The 11521-nt window shown below is 64.7% G+C and carries 12 protein-coding genes and 1 pseudogene; 3 read left to right on the forward strand and 10 right to left on the reverse strand.

The genetic code is table 11. The annotated features are described in order from the left end of the window. On the forward strand, positions 1 to 859 hold an 859-nt coding region (gluQRS, locus tag IRZ12_RS10845), incomplete at its 5' end, for a tRNA glutamyl-Q(34) synthetase GluQRS (RefSeq protein WP_296468256.1). 5 nt (positions 860 to 864) lie between these two features. On the opposite strand, the gene IRZ12_RS10850 is transcribed toward gluQRS, so the two are convergent. After that, positions 865 to 2274, reverse strand: coding sequence for a DEAD/DEAH box helicase (locus IRZ12_RS10850; RefSeq protein ID WP_296468257.1), 1410 nt, complete (start codon positions 2272 to 2274; stop codon positions 865 to 867). A 181-nt stretch (positions 2275 to 2455) separates the two neighbouring features. Between IRZ12_RS10850 and IRZ12_RS10855 the strand changes: the two genes are divergently transcribed. Next, the gene (locus IRZ12_RS10855) at positions 2456 to 3190 is read left to right on the forward strand and encodes a glycosyltransferase family 2 protein (RefSeq protein ID WP_296468259.1); all 735 of its coding nucleotides are present in this window, start codon (positions 2456 to 2458) and stop codon (positions 3188 to 3190) included. 27 nt (positions 3191 to 3217) lie between these two features. Beyond that, on the forward strand, positions 3218 to 4294 hold the full coding sequence (dinB, locus tag IRZ12_RS10860) for a DNA polymerase IV (RefSeq protein WP_296468261.1): 1077 nt from the start codon (positions 3218 to 3220) through the stop codon (positions 4292 to 4294). Here dinB and IRZ12_RS10865 read toward each other — a convergent pair. The 9 genes and pseudogenes from IRZ12_RS10865 to IRZ12_RS10905 all read right to left on the reverse strand — a co-directional run. Further along, positions 4261 to 4485: a heavy-metal-associated domain-containing protein gene (locus IRZ12_RS10865; protein WP_296468263.1), complete on the reverse strand. Its 225-nt coding sequence runs from the start codon at positions 4483 to 4485 to the stop codon at positions 4261 to 4263. The two genes, dinB and IRZ12_RS10865, sit on opposite strands and share 34 nt — an antisense overlap. 39 nt (positions 4486 to 4524) lie before the next feature. Next, a complete protein-coding gene (locus IRZ12_RS10870) occupies positions 4525 to 5784 on the reverse strand; it encodes a TIGR03862 family flavoprotein (RefSeq protein ID WP_296468264.1) in 1260 nt (419 codons plus the stop codon). Between the two features lie 81 nt (positions 5785 to 5865). Then, on the reverse strand, positions 5866 to 6696 hold the full coding sequence (locus IRZ12_RS10875) for an IclR family transcriptional regulator (RefSeq protein WP_296468266.1): 831 nt from the start codon (positions 6694 to 6696) through the stop codon (positions 5866 to 5868). A gap of 86 nt (positions 6697 to 6782) precedes the next feature. Next, positions 6783 to 7565 carry an SDR family oxidoreductase gene (locus tag IRZ12_RS10880; protein ID WP_296468269.1) on the reverse strand — a complete coding sequence of 261 codons (783 nt, stop codon included), beginning with the start codon at positions 7563 to 7565 and terminating at the stop codon, positions 6783 to 6785. Between the two features lie 9 nt (positions 7566 to 7574). Continuing rightward, complete coding sequence (locus IRZ12_RS10885) at positions 7575 to 8420, reverse strand: ABC transporter permease (RefSeq protein ID WP_296468271.1); 846 nt, start codon at positions 8418 to 8420, stop codon at positions 7575 to 7577. Beyond that, positions 8420 to 9415, reverse strand: a complete 996-nt coding sequence (locus tag IRZ12_RS10890; protein ID WP_296468273.1) for an ABC transporter substrate-binding protein — start codon at positions 9413 to 9415, stop codon at positions 8420 to 8422. Before IRZ12_RS10890 ends, IRZ12_RS10885 begins: the two co-directional genes overlap by 1 nt. A 58-nt stretch (positions 9416 to 9473) precedes the next feature. Then, a complete protein-coding gene (locus tag IRZ12_RS10895) occupies positions 9474 to 10259 on the reverse strand; it encodes an ABC transporter ATP-binding protein (protein ID WP_296468275.1) in 786 nt (261 codons plus the stop codon). A gap of 382 nt (positions 10260 to 10641) precedes the next feature. Then, positions 10642 to 11187 (reverse strand): GTP cyclohydrolase I FolE, encoded by a 546-nt coding sequence (gene folE / locus IRZ12_RS10900; protein WP_296468277.1) that lies wholly within the window; start codon positions 11185 to 11187, stop codon positions 10642 to 10644. Between the two features lie 141 nt (positions 11188 to 11328). Beyond that, a pseudogene (locus tag IRZ12_RS10905) lies at positions 11329 to 11521 on the reverse strand (glutamate racemase); the annotation flags it as partial.

Raw genomic sequence — 11521 nt, forward strand, 5'->3', positions numbered from 1 at the left:
TAGCCCCACCGGCCCCCTGCACCAGGGCTCCCTGGTCGCCGCGCTGGCCAGCTACCTCGACGCGCGTGCGCACGGCGGCCGCTGGCTGGTGCGCATCGAAGACCTCGACGCGCCGCGGGTGGTGGAAGGCGCGGACCGCACCATCCTGCAGCAATTACAGGCCATGGGCCTGGCCTGGGACGGAGACGTCCTGTACCAGTCCTCGCGCCACGCTGCTTACCGCGAAGCGTTCGATACGCTTCGACAAGCCGGCGCCGCCTACCCGTGCGCTTGCACCCGGAAAGAAATCGCGGACTCCATCCTGAACCTGCGCGGCCGCTTGCCCTCTGGCGAGCTGCCCTACCCTGGCACGTGCCGCAACGGTTTGAACGGCCGTCCGGCGCGAGCTTGGCGCCTGCGCGTACCGCAAGGGCGCACGCGCATCGTGGACCGATGGGCGGGGCTCGTGGAACAAAACGTGGAATCCGAAGTCGGCGATTTCGTGCTCTTCCGGGCCGACGGCATGTGGGCGTATCAACTGGCCGTGGTCGTGGACGACGCCGCACAAGGCATCACCGACGTCGTCCGCGGAGCCGACCTGCTCGGTTCGACACCGAGGCAGAAAATCCTGCAGGACATGCTGCAGCTACCCAACCCCCGCTGGATGCACGTACCCATCGTGGTCAACGCGGAAGGTCAGAAACTGTCGAAACAAACTGGCGCCGCTGCCATTGACGCCGCCCGCCCCCTGGCGGCGCTGGAGGCCGCATGGCGCCATTTGCAGTTCGAGCCGTTCCAGGCAGCCGACGTGACGGCGTTTCTCGCCGAGGCGACCCGCCGCTGGGCGCGGCGGTGGCAAATCGAAAAATTTCCGGCGTAACGCCGTTAGGACGACGAGGTGTTCTTCCTGCCCGGCCCGCCCAGGAGCACGGCCAAGGGCCGCTTGGTGGTCGCACGCGACGGCGTAGCGCCCGCTTCGGGCTTGGACGGCGCGGGATCGGCCGGCGGCTCGTAGGGACGATAGAAGAAATCGTCGACCGGCGCCGCCTGCACCTGGTGACGATAACGCTCGCCCCGGCCGCCGGCACCACGCGCGGGACGCTCCCTGCGCGAGGATGACGCAAGCACCGATGCGGGCAAGTCCAGGCGACCCCGCGGAATCTGCCGCTTGATCAGTTTTTCGATCTCGAGCAGGAAACGCTCTTCGTCGTCCGTGAAGAGAGAGATCGCTTCACCCGAGGCCCCTGCACGCCCCGTGCGGCCGATGCGGTGCACGTAATCCTCGGCGTTGTAGGGCAAGTCGTAATTGATGACGCAAGGCACGCCTGCCACGTCCAGGCCGCGCGCTGCAACGTCGGTCGCGACCAGCACTTCCAGCTCGCCGGACTTGAAGGCCTCCAGGGCCTTCATGCGATCTGCCTGCGACTTGTCGCCGTGGATGGACTCGGCGCGCACGCCGTCGCGCTCGAGTTCGCGCGCCAGCCGGGCCGTGCCGATCTTGGTGTTCGAGAACACGATGACCTGCTTGAGGCCGCGCGACTTGACCAAATGCACCACCGCCGCGCGCTTGGCATCGCTGCCCAGCTTATAGGCCACCTGGGTGACGGTGTCGGCCGTCGCGTTGCGGGCGGCCACCTCGATTTCGACGGGGTAGTTCAGATACGACCGCGCCAGCTTGCGGATATCGTTGCTAAACGTGGCCGAAAAAAGGAGCGTCTGCCGCTGCTGGGGCAGCAGCCTGATGATGCGCTCGAGGTCGGGCAGAAACCCCATGTCGAGCATCCGGTCGGCCTCGTCCAGCACCAGCATGCCGACTTGGCCAAGGTTGACCGTTCTCTGCTCCACGTGGTCGAGCAAGCGCCCCGGCGTTGCGATGAGCACTTCGCAGCCGCGCCGCAATTCGTCCTTCTGGGGACCGATGTCGACCCCGCCGAACACCACCGCCGAACGCAACGGCGTGAACTGGCTGTAGCGCTTGACGTTCTCCGCGACCTGGTCGGCCAATTCGCGCGTGGGCGTCAAGATGAGCGCCCGCACCGGATGGCGTGCCGGCGACGCGCTCGTGTTGGCCAAAGGCATGAGCCGATGGAGTATGGGTAGGGTGAACGCCGCAGTTTTTCCGGTTCCGGTTTGCGCTGCGCCCATCACGTCGCGACCGGTAATGACCACCGGTATCGCTTGCGCCTGGATAGGCGTAGGAGTGGTGTACCCGGTGGCGACGACTGCCTTGAGTATGTCGGGGTGCAGGCCGAAATCGGCAAAAGAACTGGGCCCTAATGCCGCTGTATCTGTCATGGTGGGCGGACCACCAATGCCGCAACTCACTTGATGCGTATCAATAGTCCAGAAAAATCAAAGACTTAGATTTTACCCTAAATCTGGGCCCGCTCCCACACGCAAAGCCCGCCCCGTTGCGAGCCGTTTCCGGGCTCGGCCGTGCTGTAATGGCGGTCTCACCACACTGCTTTGCCGCGCCATGCGCTTGTCCGTCATCATCATCACCCGCAACGAGGCCAGCAACATTGCCGACTGCCTGGAGTCGGTGCGCTTTGCCGATGAAATCATCGTGCTCGACTCGGGCAGCGACGACGACACGGTGGAGATTGCGCGCAGGCATGGCGCTCGCGTGACCGTCGCGCCGGACTGGCCCGGCTTCGGTCCCCAGAAGAATCGGGCGCTGGATTTGGCGACCGGCGACTGGGTGCTGTCCCTCGATGCCGACGAGCGCGTGACGCCGGAACTGGCCGGCGCCATCGCGCAGGTATTGCGCCAGCCGGAACACGACGCCTACGACATGCCCCGCCTCTCGAGCTTTTGCGGGCGTTTCATCCGCCACAGCGGCTGGTGGCCCGATCGGGTATTGCGCCTGTTCCGCCGCGGCAGCGCGCGCTTCAGCGACGACCTGGTGCACGAAAAACTGGTTGCTACGGGCAGCATCGGCCATCTCGAGCCCCACCTGATCCATTACACCTACCCAGACCTGGACACGGCCGTCGCGAAGATGAACCGCTACTCCACCGACAGCGCCCGCGCCCTGCACGCCCGCGGCCGGCGCGCCTCGATAGGCACGGCGATCGGACATGGACTGTGGACCTTCGTGCGCCTATACGTCTTCAAGCGCGGATTCCTCGATGGTCGCCACGGGTTCCTGTTGGCTGCGACGGCCGCTGCCGGCAGTTTCTACCGGTACGCGAAGCTGAGTCTGCTGTAGGAGCGCGTACCCGGGTTTTCCGCTCTCATGCGCAAGATCATTCATTGCGACTGCGACTGCTTTTACGCGTCGATCGAAATGCGCGACGACCCGAGCCTGCGCGGCCGCCCGCTGGCGGTCGGCGGCCGCCCCGAAACGCGGGGCGTCGTGGCCACCTGCAATTACGAAGCACGCAAGTACGGCATCCACTCTGCCATGTCGTCGGCGCGTGCGCTGAGGCTATGTCCGGACCTGCTGATCCTTCCGCCCGCGATGGAGAAGTATCGCGCCGCGTCGGCGCAGATCATGGCGATCTACCGGGACTACACCGCCCTGGTAGAGCCCCTGTCGCTGGACGAGGCCTATCTCGACGTCACCGGCACCGACAAACTGCGCGGCAGCGCCACGCTGATCGCGGAAGAGATCCGCCGCCGCGTGAAAGAGACCGTGGGCATCACCGTGTCGGCCGGCGTTGCGCCCAACAAATTCGTGGCCAAGATCGCCAGCGATTGGAATAAGCCGGACGGCCTGTTCGTCGTGCCTCCGCAGGACGTCGACGCATTCGTGGCCGCGCTGCCGGTCTCGAAACTGCACGGCGTAGGCAAGGTCACCGGCGCACGACTCAAGGCGCTCGGCGTCGAGACGTGCGCCGACCTGCGTACATGGGAGCTGGAGAAGCTGCGCGAGCACTTCGGCAGTTTCGGCGAGCGCTTATATGATTTGTGCCGCGGCATCGATAACAGGGAGGTCTCGCCCACGCGCGAGCGCAAGTCGGTCAGCGTGGAACAGACGTTTGCCACCGACCTGACGTCCCTGGACGCCTGCCAGGCGCTGCTGCGCGGAATGCTGGACCAGCTCGACGCGCGCGTGCGGCGCGCCGACGCCCAGCATCGCATCCAAAAGGTGTTCGTCAAATTGCGGTTTTCGGATTTCTCCCGCACCACGGCCGAAGGGCTGGGCACCTCCCTCGACGAAGAGCAATACCGGATTCTCCTCGCCACCGCGTTTCACCGCAATCCGCGGCCCGTGCGGCTGATGGGCGTCGGCGTGCGGCTCGGAGCGCCCGACGGGCAACTTGCCCTGTTCGGCGCTCAGCCCAGCGTTTCCGACTCCGACACCGTATAGCCTGCCTCCTGGATCAAGCGGGCTACGCGCGCGGCATCATCGGCACGCTCGACGCGGACACGCCCCGAATCGAGGTCAACCTCCACGCGGGCATCGGGATATGCGGATTGGACGGCCTGCGTCACGGCCTTGACGCAGTGCGCGCAGCTCATGCCTTGTACCTGGAATTGCAGCATAACGAGACTCCTCATGAGATCTCGCACAGTATCACCCTTGCCGCAATGGGAAGGTCAAGCGGGCGAGCCCGCTGGAGCGCCGTGGCCCGCGGCCAGCCACCGGGCCGCGCCCTGCCCCGCCCAATGGCCGCTCGCCAGGCAGGCCGTCAGCAGATAGCCTCCCGTCGGCGCTTCCCAATCCAGCATTTCGCCGGCGCAGAACACGCCTGGAAGGCGCTTGAGCATGCCATGCTCATCGAGTTCGGAGAAGGCCACGCCCCCCGCGGTACTAATGGCTTCCTCGATCGGCCGCGGCGCGCGCAACGTCAGCGGCAGGGACTTTATCCAGCGCGCCAGGCGCGCGGGCTGGTGAAAATCGGCGGCGGGAACCACCTCGCGCAACAAGCCCGCCTTGACCCCGTCGACACGGACGCGCGCACGCAGGTGGTTGGCCATGGATTTGCTGCCGCGAGGCCAGGCGAGTTCCTCGGCGACGCGCTCCAGGCTCATTCCCGGCGTCAAATCGAGCGTAACGTTGACGCTCCCGTGCCGGGCGATCGCGTCGCGCAGCATGGCCGAGGCGGCATAGACCAGGCTCCCTTCCAGGCCGTATTCTGAAACGACGAACTCTCCCCGCCGGTGCCATGCCTGCCCGGGCCCTTCGCCCAGCGAGAGCGCCACCGCCTGCACCGGGTGGCCGGCGAAGCGCTGGCGGAAATGCTCGCTCCAATCGACCTCGAAACCGCAATTGGCTGGCGCCAGCGGCGCGATGGCCACGCCGCGCTCGGCAAGCCACGGCACCCACGCCGCGTCCGAACCCAGGCGCGGCCAGCTCGCCCCGCCCAATGCCAGTACGGTGGCGGCATGGCGATGCACGAGGGGGCCGCCGGGCGTATCGAACAGCAGGCCTTCATCTCGCCAGCCGCACCAGCGATGGCGCATGTGCAGCCGCACCCCCTGCCCGCGCAACCGATGCAGCCAGGCACGCAGCAAGGGCGCGGCCTTCATTTCCTTGGGAAAAACGCGGCCCGATGACCCGACGAAAGTCTCGATGCCCAGCCCGGCAGCCCACTCCCGCACCTGTGCGGCGCCAAAGGCCGAAAGCATGGGCGCAAGCACGTGGGCACGCTCGCCATACCGCGATAAAAACCGTTCCGGGGGTTCCGAGTGAGTGATGTTTAGGCCGCCTATGCCGGCCAGCAAAAACTTGCGTCCAGCCGACGGCATGGCATCGTAGACGTCGACCGGGACACCTGCACGGGCGAGCACCTCCGCCGCCATCAGCCCGGCAGGGCCGGCGCCGATGACTGCAGCGGAAAATGTCGTTGCCGTCACGCGCAACTCCCCTTGCCCATGAGGCGGCCCGAGCGCACGCACGTCATCGCGCCGGCGCCAGATATTGCGCCGCCCCGCACGTCACAGGTTGGCAACCTTGCCCATGGCCTGCATTTTCTCGGGCGAATAATTCAGTAGCCTGGACAGCTCCATGGCCGTGCTGCGCACTTTGGTCACCAGCTCGTCGATGCGCTCCGGATCGAAGCGGGACGAGGGTATCGTGGCGCCCAATGCAGCCACGATGCGGCCGCTCGCGTCGCGCACCGGCGCGGCAACGCTGGATACCCGCGCCTCGAAGAATGCTTCTTCGAGCACGTAGCCGCGCTCGCGATCCTTTTGCACCATCTCATAGAGCTGCTTGACCGTGCGCGGCGTGCTTGACGAAAACACCTCCAGCTCTTCCTCGGGAAAAAGCTCGCGCAGCTCCTCCAGCGTCAAGTCCTCGAGCAGGATGCGACCGAGCACGGTCGCATGGGCCGGCAGCCGCGTCCCGACGTGGACCGAACTGGTGAAAGGGGTCGGGGCAGATGACTTAGCCACATAGACGATCGAGCGCCCATCGCGCACCACCAGGTTGCACGAGAACCCGATTTCCCCGCGCAGGCGCTCGAGCAGCGGCGTACCGAGCTCCGTGAGCTCGAGCGAGGCAAGATACTCGAACCCCAGGCGCAAGACAGCGAGCCCCAGGCGGTAGTCGTGCCCACCCTCGGCCCGCTCCACGAACCCCATGGACTCCAGCGTCATCAGCAAGCGGAACACGGTGGAGCGAGGCAGGTTCAACCGACGAGCCAACTCAGGCGCCGAAAGCCTCCGGTCCCGGTGGTTGAACTGGCCCAGCAAAAGCAGCCCGCGCTCCAGTGCTGGGACCAGATACTTCTCCTGTGCGGCTTCCGATACGTTCCCTTTGCTCATGTGTGACCGACTCATTCACTCGTTGCTTGCGGGACGAAATGATACCGGCCCGGGAATGCGAGGCCGGTCACACCGCCGCTTTTTTTTCAATTCATCACGAATCCGCCGTTGACCGGCAACAGCTGTCCCGTCACGAACCGGGCGAGGTCCGACAAGGCGAACAAGACGGAGCCGCTCACGTCATCCGGCACCTGCTCCCGGCTGATCGCGCGTTGATCGTGATACAACCGGTGCCGGGACTCCGGCACGTACTCGGTCGCTTCGACCAGGGTGAGTCCCGGCGCGATGGCGTTGACGGTGATGTTGTCGACGCCGAATTCGCGGGCGAGCGAGCGAGTCATCGAGATCACGGCGCCCTTGCTCGCCACGTAGGCGAGCAGGTTGGGGGCGCCCCACAGCGCGGTGTCGGATGCAAGGTTGACGATCGCACCCCGCCCCGAGGCTTTCAGCGCGGCGTGACAGGCGACCGACATGAGCCACGTGCCGCGCACGTTGACCTGCATGACCCGGTCCCATACCTCGATGTCCAGCTCGTGGGCACTGCGCCCACCCGAATTCGTGATGGCGGCATTGTTGACCAGGCCGTCCAGGCCGCTGAACACTTGGGCTGCCTCGGCGGCGCACCGCTCGATCGAGGCCGGATCGGCAAGGTCTACCTCAATGCCGTGCACCGAAAACCCGCGCGCCTGCAGCGTTTCGACCGATTTCTTCAGCGTGTCGGCCAGGATGTCGGCCATCACCACTTTCGCACCGGCCTCGCACAGCCGGACGGCGAACTCGTAGCCCAACCCCCGTGCTGCCCCGGTTACCAGGACGCGACGGCCCTGCAAGAGATTACTGATATTGCTTGAATCCAACGTTGCTCCCATGACCTGCGCTCAGACCGTGGTGGTCGATGCGCGAGGCAAATAATGAAGGACGCGTTTTTCCGCCCAAACGACGCCTGCGTAGGCAATGATGCCGATCAGCGTCAGCATGGCGATGGTGACGAACACGGCAGCGGTATTGCCTTGCCCTTCCCCATCGACCAGCAAGAAGCCCAGCCCCAGGTTACCGCCCACGAGTTCGCCCACGGTCACGCCGATGACTGCCAGCGTCGATGCGATCCGCAGGCCCGAAAACAGTGCCGGCAACGCCGACGGAAACTCGACCAGGCGGAAAATCTGCCACCGGCCAGCGTTGAGGGTCCGGACCAGGTTCACCATGTCAGGATCCACGGTGCGCACGGCTGACAGCACATTGATCATGACCGGGAAGAAGACGATCAGGATCGCGACCAGGATCTTCGGATAAATGGTGTAGCCGAGCCACATGACGAACAGGGGCGCAAACGCTACCTTGGGCGCGATCTGTAGCGCCAGGATGTAGGGCGAAAGAATGGACTCCGTCCTCGGGGAAAGGCCGAGCACCACGCCCACCACCAGCCCCAGCAGCGCGCCGAGGATGAAGCCGACGATGACCTCGAACGCGGTGATGCCGCTGTGCATCAGCAGGTCGCTGTTCTGCCACATATGCCCGAACTCCTGGACCACGCGGCTAAAGCGCGGCAGGATGAATTCAGGCATGTTCAGCAGGCCCGGCCCCCACTCCCAGATGGCCAGGAAGCCCAGGAGGACCAGCACGCTGCCGCTGACCGTGGCGACCTTGCCCGAGAAAAGCGAACGCGCCGGCGGCGCGGCATGGCGCGCCTCCGACGCAGCTTCGTTGGATACCGAAACCGACATTACCGATCAACCCCGACGAACTGGTTCGTATAAAGATCGGACAAAGGCGTGGCCTTGGAGACGATGCCTTCCGAAACGTAGAACTTCTGGACCTCGGCAAGGCGCGCGGCATCCATTTGGCCGAGCACCTTCTGGTCGGCGTACACGTACTGGTTGTACAGGCGCAGGATGCGCTCGAGCTTTTCCTCCTTGCCCTTGAAGGCCGGCGCCGCCTGGGCATAGGTTGCAGCCGCGCTCTTGGGATCTTTCATCACGTCCTGCATGCCGCGCAGCGTCGCGCGCACCAGTCGCTTGATCAGGTCGGGGTTCTTCTTGATGGTCTCGTCCGAAGCCAGGATGGCTTGCGCCATGCTGTTGAACGGCCTGTCGATCTTCAGGTACTCGACGTTGCCATTGGTCGCCTCGTCCGCGTCGACCAGCCAATCGGGCGTTGCGGCCATGCCTTCGGCCTTGCCCGCGGCGAACAATTGCCATACGCCCGCCGGACCGGCTGCCTGGATCGACACGTCGCTCTTGGACAAGTTGTATTTCTTGAGCGTGCCCAGCAGCGCGTAATACGTGGTGTCGCTATACGAGATCACGGTCACGGTCTTGCCCTTGAGGTCGGAGACCGACTTGATCGGGCCATCTTTCTTGACGGCGAGCGAAGACAGCGAACCTGCACCGAGCACCGCGACGGCCTTCACCGGCACGCCGTTGGCACGGACGATGATGGGCGTATCTCCGATGGCGCCACCGATCACGGCGTTGCCGGCACCGATCTGCTTGGCCACGTCCACGCCGCCCTTGCCAAGCACGAAGTTGACCTTGATGTTTTCATCGGCGTAGTAACCGCGCTGCTGTGCCACCATCCAGGGGGCAAATGCGGGCAGCGTGGGCGGAGCCGGCAGCAGATAGTTGATTTCTTCCGGCGCCGCATGGGCGACGAATGGCGTAGCGGCGGCCGCGGCAATGGCAGCCAGTTTGAAGCTGAAGGAGACCAGAGCTTTTTTCATAAGGCTTCCTATGTGAAAGCGCCACGGGCGCAACGTGCGTTGATGAAGATGAACGGATTCAGTGCAGTTCGGCGGACTCTTTGCCCACCTTCAGCAGCTCCATCAGGCGGCCCTGGAGCGGGCCGATTTCAGGAAGCTTGCGCCGCTCCAGCGGATTGTCCCGCAAAGGCAGGTCGACGATGATTTCCTCGATGATGGTGCCAGGACGCTCGCTCATGACCAGCAGTCGATCGGACAGCGCGATGGCCTCCACCAGGTCGTGGGTAATGAAAAGCGCCGTCTTGCGCTTTTCGTAGAGCATCTTCGCCAAGTCTTGCTGCAAGACCATCTTGGTCTGGGCATCGAGCGCCGAGAACGGCTCGTCCAGCAGCAGCACCTGCGGATCGACCGCCAAGGTGCGCGCCAGGGCGGCGCGCTGGCGCATGCCCCCGGACAATTGATACGGATAGTGTTCCTCGAACCCCTTCAGGTGGCACTTGGCCAGGAGCTCGTCTGCCACGGCCTTGCGTTCGCGGGGCGCAACGCCCTCGATCTCCAATCCCAATTCAACGTTGGCGCGTATCGTGCGCCAGGGCATGAGCAGGTCTTTCTGCAGCATGAAGGCGACCTTGCGCACCGGCTTGGTCACGCGCTCCCCGCCCACATAGACCTCTCCCTCGCTCGGGAGGTACAGCCCGGCACCCATGTTCAACAGCGTGCTCTTGCCGCAGCCCGAGGGGCCGATGATAGAGACGACCTCGCCGCTGCGGACGGTCAGGTTGACGTCGGTAACCGCGGCACGGGGTTGCCCCGTCTGCCGGTCCAGGAATCGCTTGCCAACCTTGCGGAACTCGATTTCATTCATGTTGCGGGGCCTGTATTGATCGAGGAAGCATCTATTCGACGACGGCTCCGGGGGATGGACGACCGCCGAAACGCGAAGCCGCCACGGCCTTAAGATGGTGTATCAAACCATCCCGCCTTAGCGCGGTCAACGTCTTAAATACGAAACTTCATCTCATCTACGAAACAAGAGAAAAAATATAGCGCCTCGATTTTGGGGGCGCGACTGGGGTAAACCACTACGAAAGCTCAAGCAAAGACCGGGCCAGGCCATCCGCTCCCGGTGGCTCAGGCCGGCATTATCCCATCATCGGTGCATCCCCGCCTTCTCGCGGTGCGCAGCCTGCGCCGGGGCGGCTCCCCGGACAACCACGACGCCAGGCGTGGGACGCGAGTGGGAGGCCTCAACGAATAAGGCCCAGGAACTCCGCGCGGGTCGCGGCATTGTCGCGGAACGCGCCAAGCATGACCGAGCTAACCATGGAAGAGTTCTGCTTTTCCACGCCACGCATCATCATGCACATATGCTGCGCCTCGATGACCACCGCCACGCCATGGGCGTCCGTCACCTTCTGCATGGCCTCGGCGATCTGCAAGCACAGGTTTTCCTGGATCTGCAGCCGGCGGGCGAACATGTCTACGATGCGGGCGACCTTGGAAAGCCCCAGCACCTTGCCGTTCGGCAGATACGCCACGTGCGCCTTGCCGATGAACGGCAACAAATGGTGTTCGCATAGCGAGTAGAGCTCGATATTCTTGACCAACACCATCTCGTTCGTGTCGGACGAGAACAGCGCGCCGTTGACGATATCCTCCAGGTTCTGCGTATAGCCTTGGCAAAGATATCGCATGGCCTTGGCGGCGCGCTTGGGCGTATCCCTCAGGCCCTCGCGATGCGGATCCTCGCCGAGCTGTTCGAGTATGGAGGTGTAATGCTGTTCGAGCGACATGGAGGCTCCTGTGGATTTCCTGGAAACGCGGCACGAGGCCTGCCGGAGTCGGGTCGACCATCGGCACAGAGGCGTGAGAATACCCCATCGAGCCCAGCTGGACCGGAAAATCCCTAGTCGCCTCCCCGACGCTCGGACACCTCAGCAGTAGGCGGGCGGCAGCTGCCGCACCTCGACGGCCTGCCCACTCAGCCTCGCGATGCGACGCGCCGCCTCGCCAGCCGCCCCACTGGCCAGGTAGCGTACCGTCCCCATCCCGCCCGCCGACTCCCGCGCCAAGCCACGGACCACCAGCTGCCGGTGGAGCTGGCGGGCAAAAGGCTCACCGGTTTCG

It is taken from the genome of Pigmentiphaga sp. (assembly GCF_019689535.1).
GTDB lineage: Bacteria > Pseudomonadota > Gammaproteobacteria > Burkholderiales > Burkholderiaceae_B > Pigmentiphaga.

What these genes read in the sequence shown, in the direction of transcription:
- dinB (WP_296468261.1), top strand. Translation starts at nt 3,218, where the DNA reads ATGCGCAAGATCATTCATTGCGACTGCGACTGCTTTTACGCGTCGATC.
- IRZ12_RS10890 (WP_296468273.1), bottom strand. Translation starts at nt 9,415, where the DNA reads ATGAAAAAAGCTCTGGTCTCCTTCAGCTTCAAACTGGCTGCCATTGCC.
- folE (WP_296468277.1), bottom strand. Translation starts at nt 11,187, where the DNA reads ATGTCGCTCGAACAGCATTACACCTCCATACTCGAACAGCTCGGCGAG.
- IRZ12_RS10895 (WP_296468275.1), bottom strand. Translation starts at nt 10,259, where the DNA reads ATGAATGAAATCGAGTTCCGCAAGGTTGGCAAGCGATTCCTGGACCGG.
- IRZ12_RS10875 (WP_296468266.1), bottom strand. Translation starts at nt 6,696, where the DNA reads ATGAGCAAAGGGAACGTATCGGAAGCCGCACAGGAGAAGTATCTGGTC.
- IRZ12_RS10865 (WP_296468263.1), bottom strand. Translation starts at nt 4,485, where the DNA reads ATGAGGAGTCTCGTTATGCTGCAATTCCAGGTACAAGGCATGAGCTGC.
- IRZ12_RS10855 (WP_296468259.1), top strand. Translation starts at nt 2,456, where the DNA reads ATGCGCTTGTCCGTCATCATCATCACCCGCAACGAGGCCAGCAACATT.
- IRZ12_RS10880 (WP_296468269.1), bottom strand. Translation starts at nt 7,565, where the DNA reads ATGGGAGCAACGTTGGATTCAAGCAATATCAGTAATCTCTTGCAGGGC.
- IRZ12_RS10885 (WP_296468271.1), bottom strand. Translation starts at nt 8,420, where the DNA reads ATGTCGGTTTCGGTATCCAACGAAGCTGCGTCGGAGGCGCGCCATGCC.
- IRZ12_RS10850 (WP_296468257.1), bottom strand. Translation starts at nt 2,274, where the DNA reads ATGACAGATACAGCGGCATTAGGGCCCAGTTCTTTTGCCGATTTCGGC.